This is a genomic window from Leifsonia sp. NPDC058292 (assembly GCF_042880955.1).
GTDB lineage: Bacteria > Actinomycetota > Actinomycetes > Actinomycetales > Microbacteriaceae > Leifsonia.
The window spans coordinates 1-14,466 of record NZ_JBHVYL010000056.1; the positions used below are offsets into that span (position 1 = coordinate 1).

A 14,466-nucleotide genomic window follows, 5' to 3' on the forward strand; every position below is an offset into this window, starting at 1 on the left:
CGTGGCAGGTGTGCCGGCCACGCTCGACCGCATTGGCCACACTCGATGGGATGGGCCACGCTCGACGAGATGGGTCTCTCGATGAGATGGGCCACACTCGACGAGATTGGCCACGCTCGATGGGATGGGCCACGCTCGACGAGCGGAGCCGCACTCGCTGAGAGGGATCGCACGGCTCTCTGGCCGCTGTCACCCGGGGGCGCTAGCGTGACCCGCATGAGAATCCTCCTCGTGGGCGCCGGCGGTGTTGGCGACGCCATCGCAAAGATCGCCGCGCGACGCACCTTCTTCGAAGCGATCATCGTCAGCGACTACGACGTCTCGCGTGCCGAACGCACCATCGCCTGGATCAAAGGCAAGCACGGTGACGAGATCGCCTCCCGGTTCTCCGCGGTGGCGATCGACGCGTCCGATCCGGATGCGGTCGCAGCGGTCGCCCGCGAGAACGGCGCGACCCACGTGATGAACGCAGTCGAGCCGAAGTTCGTCCCCACGATCTTCGCCGGGGCCCTCGCGGCCGGCGCCGATTATCTGGACATGGCGATGAGTCTGTCGGAGCCGCATCCCACGGATCCGTACGCGAAGACGGGCGTGAAACTGGGCGACGACCAGTTCGCGCAGCGCGGCGACTGGGAGACGGCGGGCCGCCTGGCGCTCGTGGGGATGGGCGTCGAGCCCGGTCTCAGCGATGTGTTCGCCCGTTACGCCGCCGACAAGCTCTTCAGCAGCATCGATGAACTGGGTACGCGCGACGGTGCGAACCTGGTCGTCCGCGACTCCGACGGTGCAGAGATCTTCGCGCCGTCGTTCAGCATCTGGACGACCATCGAGGAATGCCTCAACCCGCCCGTCATCTTCGAGAAGGACGTGGGGTGGTTCACGACGGAGCCGTTCAGCGAGCCGGAGATCTTCGAGTTCCCGGAGGGGATCGGACCCGTCGAGTGCGTCAACGTCGAGCACGAAGAGGTGCTGCTCATGCCGCGCTGGATCGACGCGAAACGGGTCACGTTCAAGTACGGGCTCGGCGAAGAGTTCATCGGCATCCTGCGCACGCTGCACCAGCTCGGGCTCGACTCGACGACGCCGGTGACGGTGCGGAGTGCGAACGGTCCGGTCGAGGTCGCGCCGCGGGATGTGGTGGCCGCCGCCCTGCCCGACCCGGCGACCATCGGGCCGCGGATGACGGGAAAGACCTGCGCGGGCGTGTGGGTGACCGGCCGGGGTCAGGACGGCGAACCGCGCGAGGTCTACCTCTACCATGTGAGCGACAACGAGTGGACGATGCGCGAATACGAGTCCCAGTGTGTTGTCTGGCAGACGGCGCTCAACCCGGTAATCGCGCTCGAGCTCTTGGCCACCGGTGTCTGGTCGGGGCTCGGCGTGCTCGGCCCGGAGGCGTTCGACGCCGAGCCGTACCTCGAACTCATGGCCCGCGCCGAGTCCGAAGGCGGCTACGGCCAACGCTGGGGCCTCAGCGACCGCCTCTGACCATACGCAGCCCGCGGCCCGCGGCACAGAAACCGCGGCCATAGCCGCCGAACGAGCCCGTCTCCTTGTGCTCGCGGGCGCAAGCTCGCGGTGGATAGAGTGAGCCGCATGAGCGACGCCGAAGCACTCCTGAAAGCCCAGGCCGACGCGGCGGCAGCCGCCGAGAATGCGGCGAAGCTGCAGGCCCAGGCGGCGGAGGCGCTGAAAGCGGCACAGGATGCGGCAGCGGCGGCCCAAGCGCAAGCCGATGCAGCGCAGGCTGCCGTTGTCGCGGCGCAAGCCCAGGCGGCGGCCCAGGCGGAGCAAGCGCAAGCCGCCCAACCAGCCCCGGCCCCGCCGACAGCCGCGGCCCCGCCGACAGCGCCGGCCGCGCCGCCGGCGCTGGCCGCGCCTGCGGCACCGCTCGACGCCGCGCAGGTCGCCACCATCCGTGACGGCTACGCGTTCGCCGGCGCCGCGCTGGAGATGGGGGCGCTCGTCAACGGGGAGGCCCAGCCTGACGTGCCCGTTCGCATCCCTCTGGCCATGACGAACCGTCACGGGCTCGTGGCCGGTGCCACCGGGACGGGCAAGACGAAGACGTTGCAGGTGCTGGCGGAGCAGTTGGCGGCGGCAGGCGTTCCGGTGTTCGCCGCCGACATCAAAGGCGACCTCTCGGGCATCGCGACGCCGGGGGAGTCGAGCGAGAAGCTGCTGGAGCGCACGTCGGGCATCGGCCAGAACTGGACGCCGCGCGCCTCCGTCACCGAGTACTTCTCGCTGGGCGGGATCGGCAAAGGCGTTCCCATCCGGGCGACCGTCGCCGGGTTCGGACCGCTGCTGCTGTCGAAAGTGCTCGGTTTGAACGACACCCAGGAGTCGAGCCTCGGACTGGTCTTCCACTACGCCGAACAGGCCGGGCTGCCGCTGCTCGATCTCAGCGATCTGCGGGCCGTGCTCACCTACCTGAACAGCGCCGACGGCAAGGCCGAGCTCGCGAATCTGGGTGGCCTCTCCAGCGCGACCGTCGGCGTCATTCTGCGCGAGCTGATCACGTTCGCCGATCAGGGAGCCGACACGTTCTTCGGCGAGCCCGAGATCGACACGGCCGAGTTCTTGAAACTCGCGCCCGACGGCACCGGCGTGGTGAGCCTGCTCGAGGTTCCCGGAGTCCAGGACAAGCCCGCGCTCTTCTCGACCTTTCTCATGTGGCTGCTCGCCGACCTGTTCAACGATCTGCCCGAGGTCGGCGACCTCGACAAGCCGAAGCTGGTGTTCTTCTTCGATGAGGCCCACCTGCTGTTCAGAGACGCGTCGAAAGACTTTCTCGCGTCGATCACTCAGACCGTGCGCCTCATCCGGTCGAAGGGCGTCGGGATCTTCTTCGTCACGCAGACGCCGAAGGATGTTCCCTCCGACGTACTCGCTCAGCTCGGCTCGCGCGTGCAGCACCAGTTGCGCGCCTTCACCCCGGATGACGCGAAGGCCCTGAAGGCGACCGTCTCGACGTATCCGCGGTCGGGCTACGACCTGGCCGACGTGCTGCAGTCGCTCGGCACCGGTGAGGCGATCGTCACCGTGATGAACGAGAAGGGTGCACCGAGCCCCGTCGCTTGGACGCGGTTGCGCGCACCGCAGGGCTCGATGTCTCCGACCCCAGAGGCTCAGATCGATGCGACCGTCGCCGCGTCGCCGCTGCTCGCCACATACGGCGAGGCGGTCGACCGTGATTCGGCACGGGAGATGCTCACCCGCAAACTGGATGCGGCTGCGGCCGCGGCTGACGAGCAGGAGCGCATCCTCGAACAGGCGAAGGCGGCCGTCGACGCGCAGAAGGCGGCCGACAAGGCCGCCGCCGCGCAGGCCAAGGCTCAGAAGGCGGCCGAGGCGGAGTACAACCGGCTGCTGAAGGCGACCGGGCCCACCGCGCGCGCCAGGCGCACCACTCCGAAGGCGCAGCCGAAACTGCTCGAACAGGTGCTCGGCTCGAAGGCTACGTCGTCCATCCTCACCGGCGTCGTCGAGGGGATCTTCGGCACCCGTCGCCGCCGCTGACCCGAGCCGCGAGCCCCGGGGCCGCGAGCCCCGGGGTCGGGGGGTCGGCGTCAGCCGAGCAGGCGCTGCGCGGCGAGCCCGAGCGTGAGGGTGTGCCCGGGATCGAGCCCCGACCGTTCCAGCCAGCACGCCGAGAGTCCCGTCCACGCGACCGCCCAACGGAGCATCCGATGCTGGTCGATCCCGGTGGCGTCGGCGATCACGCCGAGCTGACGAACGAAGCGGCCCGGCGCCAGCGCGATGCCGGCATCCGGGTTGCAGAGGATGTTCGCGAAGTCGAACCCAGGATCCCCGACGACGTGCTTCGGGTCGATGGCGAGCCAGCCGTCGGCGCCGAAATCGAGCACGTTCCCGTGATGGAGGTCGCCGTGGAGCACCACGCGGCCGGCGGGTTCCGCCAAGAGGTCGCGTGCGACCGTCGCGGCACGCGGGTAGAAGCGGCCGTGGGCATCCGGATGCTCGTCCGCTTGCAGAAACAGCTCGCGGAACCACACGCCCAGGTCGACCAGCCCGGCCGGCTCCGGTGTCTCGTCGACGACGTGCAACCGGAGCCCCGCGCCGCAGAGGATTCGAGTGGCAGCGTCATCTCCGGCGGGACCGGTGGCGGCGATTGTCGCCAGCGATCTGTCTCCCGTCGCTCGTTCCATGACTACGGCGTCGCCGTCGTGGGCGAACACGGGCGCGGCTCCGCGGCCGTGCCACCAGGTCAGCACGCGATTGCCGGCGGCCTCCTCGGCCACCGTGGCGACCTTGAGGTAGGCGGCGCGACCCTTGAAGCGCACCGGTTGCAGCACACTGCTCGGCGTGGCGAAGGATGCGCCGTCCGCGACGAGACCCCACCGGGCGAACCAGGGGGCGAGCAGCGGATGCGGTGCGTGCTGCGCGTCGGTGGCGCGGTCGCTCTCCGTCATCGACTCGTCGTCTCGCCGGGCTCAGCGCCCGCACCGTCAGCGCCGGCCGCCAGAGCCGCCGCGAGGTACGCCCCGGGCGTCGCTCCGATCACGGCTTTGAACTCACGACCGAAGTGCGCCTGGTCCGCGTAGCCCAGCCGAGCGGCAACCTCGGCGAGTGGGGGAGCATCCCCCGACCGCAGCGCGGCGGCGGCTTCCTGCAGGCGGTAACGCTGGATGAGCCATTTCGGCCCGAATCCGATGTGTCCGGCGACGAGACGTTGAAGGTGACGCACGCCGAGATCGAATCGGCTCGCGAGCTGTTCCACCCGGGTGATGTCGTGATCGTTCTCGACCTCGTACACGATGGCGTCGACCAGTGCGGCGTCATCGTCCGGAGCCGCCACGCTCGTCACGAGCCAGGTCTCGAACGCCTCGATGGCCCCGCGGTCGTCTCCGGCGAGCATCCTGGTGCGCACGCGTTCGGTGAGACCGGCGACATCGGGCAGGGCGAGCGAGTCGAGCCGGATCACCGCCGGAGCCGCGCGCAGGCTCCCGCCGACCAGGCCCCTTGCTGCGCCGGGGCGCAGCAACACGCCCAACGCCCATCCCGAGCCCGACAGCACTCGGGCGCTCCGGCCGCGCCGGGCGCGATACAGTGCGGCCGCATCCGGCTCGATGGCCAGGTTCGCGGTCGGGTATTCCAGGATGTCCTGCCGCACCGAGACGCCGGGCGCGAGCGTCCATCGGGGAATCCAGTAATGCCGCACGAACGCCGCGGCTTCCTCACTCGGCCAGTGACGCTCGACCGTCACCGCTTCGTCAGGACGCACGGTGAGCACGCCCTTGCTCTGAGGACGCTCGAGCCCAGCGGTCGCAGCGTCGCGACCCTCGGTGGCGATGACGGCGCCGGATGCGTTCACACTGCAATACTTTCACGGTGACTGCGATCCGTGCCTACCGTCCGGCCGACCGGAATGACGTCTTCGAGATCTGCGTGCGCACGGGCGCCAGCGGCGGCGACGCCACCGGCCTCTACAGTGACGAGACCTTGCTGCCCGACATCTTCGCCGACCCGTACCTGACCTTTCAGCCCGACCTCGCCTTCGTGGTCGACACGGGGGAGCGCGCGGCGGGATACATCATCTCGGTGGGCGACAGCGTCGCGTTCGCCGACTGGTATCGCAGCGAGTGGGCGCCCGGATTCGAGGCTCGGCATCCCGTGACCGCTGCGACGTCGGAGGAGGAACGCGAACTCATCGCGTATGGCGCCAACCCGGGTGGCATCCTGATTCCCGAGGTCGCCGAGTTTCCCGCCCACCTGCACATCGACCTGCTGCCCGAGCTGCAAGGGCAGGGATTCGGCCGCGGGCTCATCCGCACGCTGCTCGCGGAACTCCACCGGCGCGGCGTGCCCGGGGTCTTCCTGTCGATGTCGGCGTCGAACACGTCGGCGCGCGCGTTCTACGACCGCCTCGGCTTCACTGAGGTGCCGTCGAGCACGCCGGGCGGGCCGGTGCTCGCCATCGCGACGGATGCGGTGGTCTGAGCGACGCGGTGGTCTGACGGACGCGGTGGTCTAGCGGCCGAACCGCGGAAAACGCTCGAACCAGTAGAGCAGCTCGGGCGAGGTGCGGCGCAGCTCCGTGAGCGTCACCGATTCGGGGCGCCTTGTGATCGGCACGTCGAGCTCCTCGGCGACTCGCTCCATGTCTTCGAGCGCCCAGAACTGGCCGCGCATCCGGATGAGCACCCGGCCGTCTTTGCCGGTGATGAAGAACTGCGGCTGCGTGTCGAGGGTGCTGCTCTCGTACAGGTCGATGAGCAGCGCGGCCCCGACCATCCCGTGACGCACATCGATCGTGCGCCCGAAGAAGCCGCGTTCGCGCACGCCGTCGGGGATGAACTGGATGGTCGTGCTGAAGAACGCGAGCACCGCCAGCACGGTGGCGATGACGACGGCCAGGTGCAGTCCGAGCACGAGCGGCCAAGCGCCGTCGGGGATCGTGAGCCAGTACAGCACGGCGAACACCGGGGTTGTGAGCGCGAGGATGGCGACCAGTCCGCGGGTGAAGAGATGGGAGTGGGGGCGCAGCTGAGTGCGCTGCTGCTTCACTGCCTTTTCCATCTCAAGCGGCTGCCCCTCCATACGTTCGAGCCTTGCTCATCCGCGCACCGCCTGGTAGCGGCATTTTGGGGGACACCGCTGCCCCAATTCGGGGTGGACGACGTCGTACGCCCCACGATACCCGCCGCACGCGGGCAGCGATCACCGAGTCGGGAGCGGTGGCGCCTGGAAGTAGGTCGGAGCGAGCCCGGCGGTCACTCCGCACGCGACGCCCACCAGCGCGATCGTGAGCACGGGAAGGCCCACGAGAGACGCGATGAAGGCGATCAGGAACAGCCCGAGAACCGCCCACGGCGCTGAGCGCTGGGTGTAGTAGGCCACCGTGCGCGGCCCGGAACGGTAACGGAGGTCGGTCTGCGCTCCACGACTGGAGGCGAATCTACCGAGGGTGGCGTACGCGGCCACCACCGCGAGGCCGATCCACGACCAGCGTGCACCGAGCGGATCCGGCCATTTGAGAGCCAGACCGCAGAGGACGAGGGCGAGCACGATCGTCGCCACAGCAAGGTTCAGGTACCCGTACGGGCCGAACGTCACCGCGCGCACACGACGGAGGCCCGCGCTCGGTGTCGGCTCTTCCGGAGGCGTCACGCTGCCGTTGCCGCCCATGGTCGCCCCGCCGACCACCCGATTCTGAAGCATGCGCCGACCCTACCCCCCCCCCCCCACATCCCCACACCCCCACACGCCCGGGCCGCGAGTTGCGCCGAAGTGTTGTTCTGGGGTGCGCTTCACCCCACTTCGGCGCAATTCACCCGCAGGCGATCGGGGGGAGAGGGGGGATGCGGGGAGAGGGGGGAGCGGGGGATGGGGTGAGCGTTCGGGTGACGCGTCCTGCTTCTCGGTGTCTATGCTTTGGCGGGGAGCTTCGACGGGAGGAAGGGCTGTATGACCGCCACCAAGCCCAGGGTGCTGTTCGTCTGCGTTCACAACGCCGGCCGCTCCCAGATGGCCGCCGCCTACCTGCGTGAGCTCTCGCGGGGTCGCGTCGAGGTTCTCTCGGCCGGGTCGGAGCCGAAGGAACGGCTCAACCCGGTCGCGATCCAGGTGATGGCCGAAGAGGGGATCGACATTGCAAGCGAGAGGCCGAAGATCCTCACTGTGGACGCCGTCCAAGAGTCCGACGTCGTGATCACGATGGGCTGCGGCGACACCTGCCCGATCTTCCCGGGCAAACGCTACGAGGAGTGGGAACTCACCGACCCTGCGGGCCGCCCGGTCGAGGAGGTGCGCGCGATCCGCGACGACATCAAGCAGCGGGTGCAGGCGCTGCTCGGCGAGCTGCTGCCCGGCTAGCCGCGTTCCCCGCTGGGCTGCGGGACAAGTCCGGCCAGCCAATCCGTGAAGTGCGTCCTGAACACGGCGGCGTCGAGCCCCGGCAGCAGGTCGTGGTCGGCGAGCTTCGCGCCGAAGTAGTCGCCTTGGGCATCCGGTGCGACCTCGCGGGCGTCGTGCGACCAGAGAAGCTGGCGTGACACGAGGTCACCGAGCCGAAACTGGTCCGGACCGGCGATCTCGCCGGTGCGCATGGTCGGGGTGGCCAGAACTGCACCCACGACCGCGGTCGCGACATCGTCGGCGGCGATCGGCTGCACGAGCGCGTCGACGACCCGCGCCACACCGGCCTCCGTCGCCGAGTCGGCGATGGCACGGGCGAACTCGAAGAACTGGGTCGAGTGCACGATCGAGAACGGGATGCCCGAGTCGGTCACAAGGCGCTCCTGCTGCGCCTTCGCCTGGAAGTAGCGGCCTCCGGCGCGAGCGAGCCTGTCGGTTCCCACGACGGAGAGCACGACGTGATGCCGCACTCCGGCGGCCGCGCCGAACGTGAGGAGGTTGAGGGTCGCCGTTTCGAAGAAGTCGAGTGCGCCCTCGTAGTCCGCGTACGGCGAGTTCGAGACGTCGACGACGGCCTCGGCTTCATCGAGCGCGCCCTCCAGCCCCTCGCTCGTGTACAGGTTGACGCCTGTCTTGCGTGAGGCAACGACGACGTCGTGACCGCTCATCCTCAGCCTGTCGACGACTTTCGTGCCGATCAGTCCTGTTCCTCCTGCTACGACGACCTTCATGGTCTTCCCTTCGGCTTGTTCACGGGTATTCGGATGGTGGGGTCGGGTCGAGGGCTCTCCTCCTGCGAGGGGAGCGCGGCCACGTCGGCGACAGCAGCGGCGAAGGCTTCCGGCGCCTCTTGTGGAAGGTTGTGCCCGGCATTCGGCACTTGGTGGTGGATGCGCGGGCCGGTGAAGTGCCGGGCGCCCGCCGAGCCGTCCGTCGCCGGAAAGTTGCCGTCCGCCGTTCCGTCGAGGGTGACGGTCGGCACCGAGATCGTCGGCGCGGCGGCGAGCATTCGCTCATCGTCGTCGTACTCCGGGGCTCCGGGAGCGTAGCCGAGCCGGTGGCGGTACGAGTGGATGACCACATCCACGTAGTCCGGGTTGTCGAAGGCCGCTGCTGCGCGGTCGAGGGTCTCGTCGTCGAACGGCCAGAGGGGCGAGTTGCGGCGCCAGATCACCTCGGCGACCCCGCGACGATCGGCGGCGAGACCGGCCTCGCCGCGCTCGGTCAAGAAGTAGAAGAAGTACCAGAATCCGGCTTCGATCGGAGGAGTAAGCGGCTTCGTGGCCGCGGCGATGTCTTGGATGAGGTACCCGTTCACCACCACGAGCCCGGCGACGCGCTCCGGATGGAGTGCCGCGACGACGCACGCGGCCCGGCCGCCCCAGTCGTATCCGGCCAGGATTGCCCGAGGGATGCGCAGCGCATCCATCAACTCGACGACGTCCGCGCCGAGGGCGGCCTGCTGTCCCGTGCGCGGGGCGTCCGGCCTGGCGAATCGCGTGGAGCCGTGACCGCGCAGGAAGGGAACGATCACACGGAAGCCGCGCTCGGCGAGCAGGGGAGCGACATCCGCGTAGCTGTGGATGTCGTAGGGGAAGCCGTGAAGCAGGATGACCGGCTGCCCGGACGGGTCGCCGGTTTCGTGGTAGCCGACATCGAGCGTCGCGGTTCGGATGCGCTCGATCGGCTCGAGCCGTGTGATGGTCATGGGTCTCCGTCTCGTCGTGGTTGGCCCTTGTGAGCTATGACCGAGCACATCCGCCACGTGTGACGCGTTTGCGAAGACGTGTCACACAGCGCGGCCGCGCCTTGTCTTCCTTGTCGAGACCGCCGACCCCCGAGCGGTACAGGAGACGATGAGATGGATACACCGCACGATTCGCCCGCCTTTCTCGGCGCGCTGAGCAGCGAGCAGTTCATGCTGGAGTCGATCGCCGGCTCCACCATCAGCGAGGGCGGCACGCGCTCGTCGATCTATCTGTCGACCCTGTCGGGCGGACTCGTCGCGATCGGGTTCGCGAGCTCGTCGCCCGACCTGCTGACCGCGTTCGTGCTGACCGTGCTGCCGACGATCTTCGTGCTCGGCTGTTTCACGGTCGTGCGCCTGGTCGACACGAGCGTGGAGAACATCGCCGTCAGCCGCCGCATCGAGCGCATCCGTTCGTACTATGCGACGCTCGGCCCGGTCGCGGCTGCCGTGTTCGCCGCCGAGGATCCGCTCACGAACGGCAAGTTCGGCGTGCGGTACTCGCGGTGGTCGGTGCTGTTCACGATGGCGAGCATGATCGCGGTCGTGAACGCGGTCGTCGCCGGAGCGATCTGCGCCCTCATCCTCTCGCTGCTGCTCGGTGTGACGACCGCCTTCGCGGCGCTGACGGGGGTGGTGGTCGGGGGAGCGCTCCTCACGGCCACGCTGGTCTATCAGCGTCGTCGCATCGCTCGGCTCGACATGGCGTGAGCACCGGTGTCACAAACCGGCGGCCTGCCCGGTCTCCCTTGTGAGGAGTCATGCGCTCGGCCTGTTCGTCGAGCGCGCGAACGGCGAGAATCGAAGCGGAACGGGGAACTGATGAACGGGAGCACGCGGGCCGACGACGAGTCGCTCGAGATCTTCAATCGCGAGCGGCGGCGCGTTTTCGGCACGGCCTACCGGATGCTCGGCTCGGTCTCCGACGCCGAGGACATCGTGCAGGACACCTGGCTGCGGTGGCAGGCCGTCGACCCGGCCGAGATCGAGCAGCCGGGCGCCTTCCTCACGACCATCGCCACACGGCTGTCCATCAACATGCTGCAGTCGGCGCACTCCCGGCGTGAGACCTACATCGGTCCGTGGTTGCCCGAGCCGGTGAACACCGAAGGCGACCCGACGCTCGGTGCGGAGAACACGGAGGCGCTCGAGTTCGCCTGCCTGCTCCTTTTGGAGGCGCTGACCCCGACGGAGCGGGCCGCCTACGTCTTGCGCGAGGCTCTCGACTACCCGTACGAGCGCATCGCCGAGGTCATCGACTCGTCGCCCGCGAACGCCAGGCAGCTGGTCAGCCGCGCGCGCAAACACCTGGCCTCCGGCCGCGGCGACACGGTTGCGCCGAGCGAATCCCGTCGGCTGCTCGAGGCTTTCATCGGCGCCGCCCGCACCGGAGACGTCGAACAGCTCGAACAGCTGTTCGCGTCGGACATCGTCAGCTACACCGACGGCAACGGCGTCAAGCTCGCCGCCCGCATCCCCGTGGCCGGCCGCACGCGCGTCGCCAAGTTCGTCTCCGCCTTCTCCAGCCACTTCTGGACGAAGAAGCTCATCGGCTGGACGACGCTCAACGGCCAGCCGGCCGTCACCCTGTCGGAAGACGGGCAGATCACCACCGTGCTGACGGTCACTGCCTCGCGCGAAGGCATTCTGCAGCTGCTCTGGGTGATGAGCCCCGACAAGCTCCGCCACGTCGCACCGGTGGGGGCATGACGGGCGGCTCGCCCGGGCCCCGGTTGCACCTCTCCTCCCGATCGACCGCCCGGGCATACGCGCGCTCGATCGGTGCGGTGCGCGCGATCCAGGGTGCGTTCGACTCGGGTGACGTCGGCAGGCTGGTCTCGCGGCTGCACGAGGACGCGCAGTTGGTCGTGGACACGGGAGGCCGGGTTGCGGGGCCGGAGTCGGCGTGCGGTCGCGCATCCGTGCTCCACTCCCTGGGTCGGGTGCTGGGTGACCCGGATGTCGCAGCGACGACCGCGCACTCCGTGAACGGTTCCGCCGGCCTGGCGCTGCGCGATGCGGACGATCGGGTGGTCGGGATCATCACGATCGCGGTTCGCCGACGCCTCGTGCGCCGCATCTGGATCGTGCTCAACCCCGACAAGCTGCGCCGCTGGAACTGACTCAGCCCAGCGGCAGCAGCCACCCTCAGCGCTTCGGCGCAGGGTTGGCCGGCAGCCAGTCGGCGAACCGGGTCTCGAAGTGGGTCGCGTCGGGCCCCGGGAGCAGCATGTCGTCGGACAGCTTCTCGCCGAAGTACGTCGCGTCGGGGTCGGTGACCACGGTGCGCGGGTCGCCGCGGAACGTCAGGCCGGTGCGCACGAAGTCGTCGAGGCCGAAGATCTCGGGTCCGGCCACCTCGGCCGTCGCGTTCAAGGGTGCGCCGGCTGTGACGCGCGCGACCGCCGTGGCCACATCCTCCGCGGCCATCGGCTGGATGCGTGCGTGCGACAGGCGCACCTCGTCGCCCGTCGTGGCGCTGCCGGCGATACTGCCGACGAACTCGAAGAACTGTGTCGCGTGCACCAGCGAATACGGGATGCCGCTGCCGGTGATCAGCTTCTCCTGCGCGAGCTTGGCCCGCATGTAGCCGCTGTCGGTCATCCGATCGGAGCCGACGACGGAGAGGGCGACGTAGTGTGCGACCCCGGCGTGCTTCGCGGCCGCGACGATGTTGGTGGTGGCCGTCGTGAAGAAGTCCATCACGTCGTCGTCGGCGAACGACGGCGAGTTGGAGACGTCGAGCACGGCATCGGCTCCGTCGAGCACCTCGGCCAGCCCCTCGCCCGTGAGCGTGTTCACGCCCGAGTTCGGGGATGCTGCGACGGCGTCGTGGCCGTGCGCACCGAGCTTCGCGACCACTTTCGAGCCGATCAGACCCGTTCCTCCAATGACGACGATCTTCGACATGACTGCACCTTCCGGTCTGCGCGGCGCGGCGATCGCCGCGCCCGTCACCAGCTCTGACCGGGTAGGCGGGCCTGGCGTGACAGCGGACAGTCGGCGCATCCTTGTCACACCAGGGGAGTCGTGGCGGTCAGAGCTGGGCGAGGGGTCGAGTGAACGAGATCCCTCTTCCACCCACTTGAAGGAGAAGGCAATGAACAGACCCGTTCTCGAGAAGGAGGCTCAGGGCATCGTCGACGCGACGTCCAGCCCGCCTTTCATCTACGAACTCGCACCCGACGGCGCCAGGAAAGTGCTCGACGACCTGCAGTCCGCGCCCATCGACAAACTCGACGTCGACGAGACGTGGATCACCGTTCCGGCGGCGGTCGGGGATGTGCGAGTGCGCATCGTGAAGCCCGTCGGCGCTCGCTCCGGGTTGCCGGTCATCCTCTACCTTCACGGTGGCGGCTGGGTCCTCGGCAACGCGGGCACCCACGACCGACTGGTGCGTGAGCTCGCTGTCGGCGCTCGGGCGGCCCTGGCCTTCGTCGAGTACGACCGTTCGCCCGAAGTTCGGTATCCGGTCGCCATCGAGCAGGCGTATGCGACGGCGCAGTGGCTCACAGCGCATGGCCAGGAGCACGACCTCGACGTCTCACGGCTCGCGATCGCGGGTGACTCGGCGGGCGGAAACATGACGGCGGCGGTCGCGATTCTCGCGAAGCAGCGCGGAGATGTCACCTTCGTGCATCAGTCGATGTACTACCCGGTGACGGATGCCGCTGGCGACACCGACTCCTACCGCGAGTTCGCCGAGGGTGCATACCTGACGGCCATGGCGATGGCGTGGTTCTGGGACGCCTACCTCCCCGACGCCGACCGGCGGAGCGAGATCACGGCATCGCCGCTGCGTGCGACGGCCGAGGACCTCGCGGGACTGCCGGAGGCGTTCGTGATCGTCGACGAGAACGACGTGCTCCGCGACGAGGGCGAAGCGTATGCCCGCAAGCTCGTCGAGGCGGGCGTGCGAACCACATCCGTTCGCTACAACGGCACGATCCACGACTTCATGATGCTGAACCCGCTGCGGCCCTCCGCGGCGGTGACCGCGGCCGTCGAGCAGGCCGTGCACATCCTGCGCAAAGCGCTCGGAACCGAAGACTGAGAACAGAGGAGAACGAAATGACTGAACTGAAACCCGCCGTCGTGCTCGTGCACGGGGCGTTCGCTGAATCGGCAAGCTGGAACGGTGTGATCGAGCTCCTTCAGAAGGAGGGAGTCGAGTGCATCGCGGCAGCCAACCCCCTCCGCAGCCTGTCGGGCGACGCGGCCTACGTGCGCGATGTCGTCGCGGCGGCAGGCCGACCCGTCGTGCTGGTCGGCCACTCGTACGGAGGGCTGGTGATCTCCGAAGCGGCGGCCGGCAACGAGTCGGTGGCCGCGCTCGTCTACGTCAACGCCTTCGTGCCCGAGCACGGGCAGACCGCCTTCGACCTGTCGACCGAGTTCCCCGGAAGCACGCTCGGTGACGCCCTCGCGCCGCGCACGCTGGCCGACGGGACGGTCGATCTGACCATCCAGCCCCCACTGTTCCGTCACCAGTTCTGCGCGGATGTGCCGGAGGAGGTCGCGGCTCTCATGGCGGTCACCCAGCGCCCGGTGACACAGGCGGCCCTGACCGAACCGCTGCCCACGCAGACCCCGGCGTGGAAGAGCATCCCCTCGTGGTGCGTCTTCAGCGACCAGGACCTGAACATCCCTGTCGCCGAGCACCGCGCGGCGGCCGAGCGGGCGAACGCGCGCGTCGCCCGCGAGGTGCCGGGCGGCTCTCACGCCCTGTCGGTCTCGCAGCCGGCCGCCGTCGCGGAGACGATCCTCGCCGCAGTCGCCGCGGTCGGGACCGTCAGCGCCGGGGCGTGAACTGAGGGCGTCCCCGGCGAACGGCCGGGGAC

16 protein-coding genes are annotated in these 14,466 nt (G+C 69.1%); 9 read left to right on the plus strand and 7 right to left on the minus strand.

Annotation, left to right across the window (positions count from 1 at the left end; all coding sequences use genetic code 11):
• Window positions 1-216: 216 nt before the first annotated feature.
• Both ACFVWR_RS18025 and ACFVWR_RS18030 read left to right on the plus strand, forming a co-directional pair.
• The gene (locus tag ACFVWR_RS18025) at window positions 217-1,488 is read left to right on the plus strand and encodes a saccharopine dehydrogenase family protein (protein WP_387215412.1); all 1,272 of its coding nucleotides are present in this window, start codon (window positions 217-219) and stop codon (window positions 1,486-1,488) included.
• 108 nt (window positions 1,489-1,596) lie between these two features.
• Window positions 1,597-3,522, plus strand: a complete 1,926-nt coding sequence (locus ACFVWR_RS18030; RefSeq protein WP_387215415.1) for a helicase HerA-like domain-containing protein — start codon at window positions 1,597-1,599, stop codon at window positions 3,520-3,522.
• A 50-nt stretch (window positions 3,523-3,572) separates the two neighbouring features.
• Here ACFVWR_RS18030 and ACFVWR_RS18035 read toward each other — a convergent pair whose 3' ends face one another.
• Both ACFVWR_RS18035 and ACFVWR_RS18040 read right to left on the minus strand, forming a co-directional pair.
• Window positions 3,573-4,433, minus strand: a complete 861-nt coding sequence (locus ACFVWR_RS18035; RefSeq protein ID WP_387215418.1) for an aminoglycoside phosphotransferase family protein — start codon at window positions 4,431-4,433, stop codon at window positions 3,573-3,575.
• The gene (locus tag ACFVWR_RS18040; protein ID WP_387215421.1) at window positions 4,430-5,335 is read right to left on the minus strand and encodes a helix-turn-helix domain-containing protein; all 906 of its coding nucleotides are present in this window, start codon (window positions 5,333-5,335) and stop codon (window positions 4,430-4,432) included. The genes ACFVWR_RS18035 and ACFVWR_RS18040 overlap by 4 nt, the downstream gene beginning before the upstream one ends.
• Window positions 5,336-5,352: 17 nt before the next feature.
• On the opposite strand from ACFVWR_RS18040, the gene ACFVWR_RS18045 reads away from it, so the two are divergent.
• On the plus strand, window positions 5,353-5,961 hold the full coding sequence (locus ACFVWR_RS18045; protein ID WP_387215424.1) for a GNAT family N-acetyltransferase: 609 nt from the start codon (window positions 5,353-5,355) through the stop codon (window positions 5,959-5,961).
• A 30-nt stretch (window positions 5,962-5,991) separates the two neighbouring features.
• Here ACFVWR_RS18045 and ACFVWR_RS18050 read toward each other — a convergent pair whose 3' ends face one another.
• Window positions 5,992-6,540: a hypothetical protein gene (locus ACFVWR_RS18050; RefSeq protein ID WP_387215427.1), complete on the minus strand. Its 549-nt coding sequence runs from the start codon at window positions 6,538-6,540 to the stop codon at window positions 5,992-5,994.
• A gap of 141 nt (window positions 6,541-6,681) precedes the next feature.
• On the minus strand, window positions 6,682-7,182 hold the full coding sequence (locus ACFVWR_RS18055; RefSeq protein ID WP_387215431.1) for a hypothetical protein: 501 nt from the start codon (window positions 7,180-7,182) through the stop codon (window positions 6,682-6,684).
• 246 nt (window positions 7,183-7,428) lie between these two features.
• On the opposite strand from ACFVWR_RS18055, the gene ACFVWR_RS18060 reads away from it, so the two are divergent.
• Window positions 7,429-7,836 carry an arsenate reductase ArsC gene (locus ACFVWR_RS18060; RefSeq protein ID WP_387215434.1) on the plus strand — a complete coding sequence of 136 codons (408 nt, stop codon included), beginning with the start codon at window positions 7,429-7,431 and terminating at the stop codon, window positions 7,834-7,836.
• Here ACFVWR_RS18060 and ACFVWR_RS18065 read toward each other — a convergent pair.
• Together ACFVWR_RS18065 and ACFVWR_RS18070 are read right to left on the minus strand one after the other, a co-directional pair.
• Window positions 7,833-8,609, minus strand: coding sequence for an SDR family oxidoreductase (locus ACFVWR_RS18065; protein ID WP_387215437.1), 777 nt, complete (start codon window positions 8,607-8,609; stop codon window positions 7,833-7,835). The two genes, ACFVWR_RS18060 and ACFVWR_RS18065, sit on opposite strands and share 4 nt — an antisense overlap.
• Complete coding sequence (locus tag ACFVWR_RS18070; protein WP_387215440.1) at window positions 8,606-9,586, minus strand: alpha/beta fold hydrolase; 981 nt, start codon at window positions 9,584-9,586, stop codon at window positions 8,606-8,608. Before ACFVWR_RS18070 ends, ACFVWR_RS18065 begins: the two co-directional genes overlap by 4 nt.
• Window positions 9,587-9,739: 153 nt before the next feature.
• Between ACFVWR_RS18070 and ACFVWR_RS18075 the strand changes: the two genes are divergently transcribed.
• From ACFVWR_RS18075 to ACFVWR_RS18085, 3 genes are all read left to right on the plus strand, one after another.
• Window positions 9,740-10,336, plus strand: a complete 597-nt coding sequence (locus ACFVWR_RS18075) for a hypothetical protein (protein ID WP_387215443.1) — start codon at window positions 9,740-9,742, stop codon at window positions 10,334-10,336.
• A gap of 111 nt (window positions 10,337-10,447) precedes the next feature.
• Complete coding sequence (locus ACFVWR_RS18080) at window positions 10,448-11,335, plus strand: RNA polymerase sigma-70 factor (RefSeq protein WP_387215446.1); 888 nt, start codon at window positions 10,448-10,450, stop codon at window positions 11,333-11,335.
• Window positions 11,332-11,748: a hypothetical protein gene (locus ACFVWR_RS18085; RefSeq protein ID WP_387215449.1), complete on the plus strand. Its 417-nt coding sequence runs from the start codon at window positions 11,332-11,334 to the stop codon at window positions 11,746-11,748. Before ACFVWR_RS18080 ends, ACFVWR_RS18085 begins: the two co-directional genes overlap by 4 nt.
• A gap of 25 nt (window positions 11,749-11,773) precedes the next feature.
• Here ACFVWR_RS18085 and ACFVWR_RS18090 read toward each other — a convergent pair whose 3' ends face one another.
• Window positions 11,774-12,535 carry an SDR family oxidoreductase gene (locus ACFVWR_RS18090; RefSeq protein WP_387215452.1) on the minus strand — a complete coding sequence of 254 codons (762 nt, stop codon included), beginning with the start codon at window positions 12,533-12,535 and terminating at the stop codon, window positions 11,774-11,776.
• A gap of 190 nt (window positions 12,536-12,725) precedes the next feature.
• Between ACFVWR_RS18090 and ACFVWR_RS18095 the strand changes: the two genes are divergently transcribed.
• Window positions 12,726-13,679, plus strand: coding sequence for an alpha/beta hydrolase (locus ACFVWR_RS18095; RefSeq protein WP_387215454.1), 954 nt, complete (start codon window positions 12,726-12,728; stop codon window positions 13,677-13,679).
• 17 nt (window positions 13,680-13,696) lie between these two features.
• On the plus strand, window positions 13,697-14,434 hold the full coding sequence (locus ACFVWR_RS18100; RefSeq protein ID WP_387215457.1) for an alpha/beta fold hydrolase: 738 nt from the start codon (window positions 13,697-13,699) through the stop codon (window positions 14,432-14,434).
• Window positions 14,435-14,466 lie beyond the last annotated feature (32 nt).

Excerpts from the sequence above, each read along its gene's own strand:
- ACFVWR_RS18025 (WP_387215412.1), top strand. The coding sequence starts at position 217 with ATGAGAATCCTCCTCGTGGGCGCCGGCGGTGTTGGCGACGCCATCGCA.
- ACFVWR_RS18030 (WP_387215415.1), top strand. The coding sequence starts at position 1,597 with ATGAGCGACGCCGAAGCACTCCTGAAAGCCCAGGCCGACGCGGCGGCA.
- ACFVWR_RS18035 (WP_387215418.1), bottom strand. The coding sequence starts at position 4,433 with ATGACGGAGAGCGACCGCGCCACCGACGCGCAGCACGCACCGCATCCG.
- ACFVWR_RS18050 (WP_387215427.1), bottom strand. The coding sequence starts at position 6,540 with ATGGAAAAGGCAGTGAAGCAGCAGCGCACTCAGCTGCGCCCCCACTCC.
- ACFVWR_RS18055 (WP_387215431.1), bottom strand. The coding sequence starts at position 7,182 with ATGCTTCAGAATCGGGTGGTCGGCGGGGCGACCATGGGCGGCAACGGC.
- ACFVWR_RS18060 (WP_387215434.1), top strand. The coding sequence starts at position 7,429 with ATGACCGCCACCAAGCCCAGGGTGCTGTTCGTCTGCGTTCACAACGCC.
- ACFVWR_RS18065 (WP_387215437.1), bottom strand. The coding sequence starts at position 8,609 with ATGAAGGTCGTCGTAGCAGGAGGAACAGGACTGATCGGCACGAAAGTC.
- ACFVWR_RS18070 (WP_387215440.1), bottom strand. The coding sequence starts at position 9,586 with ATGACCATCACACGGCTCGAGCCGATCGAGCGCATCCGAACCGCGACG.
- ACFVWR_RS18075 (WP_387215443.1), top strand. The coding sequence starts at position 9,740 with ATGGATACACCGCACGATTCGCCCGCCTTTCTCGGCGCGCTGAGCAGC.
- ACFVWR_RS18080 (WP_387215446.1), top strand. The coding sequence starts at position 10,448 with ATGAACGGGAGCACGCGGGCCGACGACGAGTCGCTCGAGATCTTCAAT.
- ACFVWR_RS18085 (WP_387215449.1), top strand. The coding sequence starts at position 11,332 with ATGACGGGCGGCTCGCCCGGGCCCCGGTTGCACCTCTCCTCCCGATCG.
- ACFVWR_RS18090 (WP_387215452.1), bottom strand. The coding sequence starts at position 12,535 with ATGTCGAAGATCGTCGTCATTGGAGGAACGGGTCTGATCGGCTCGAAA.
- ACFVWR_RS18095 (WP_387215454.1), top strand. The coding sequence starts at position 12,726 with ATGAACAGACCCGTTCTCGAGAAGGAGGCTCAGGGCATCGTCGACGCG.
- ACFVWR_RS18100 (WP_387215457.1), top strand. The coding sequence starts at position 13,697 with ATGACTGAACTGAAACCCGCCGTCGTGCTCGTGCACGGGGCGTTCGCT.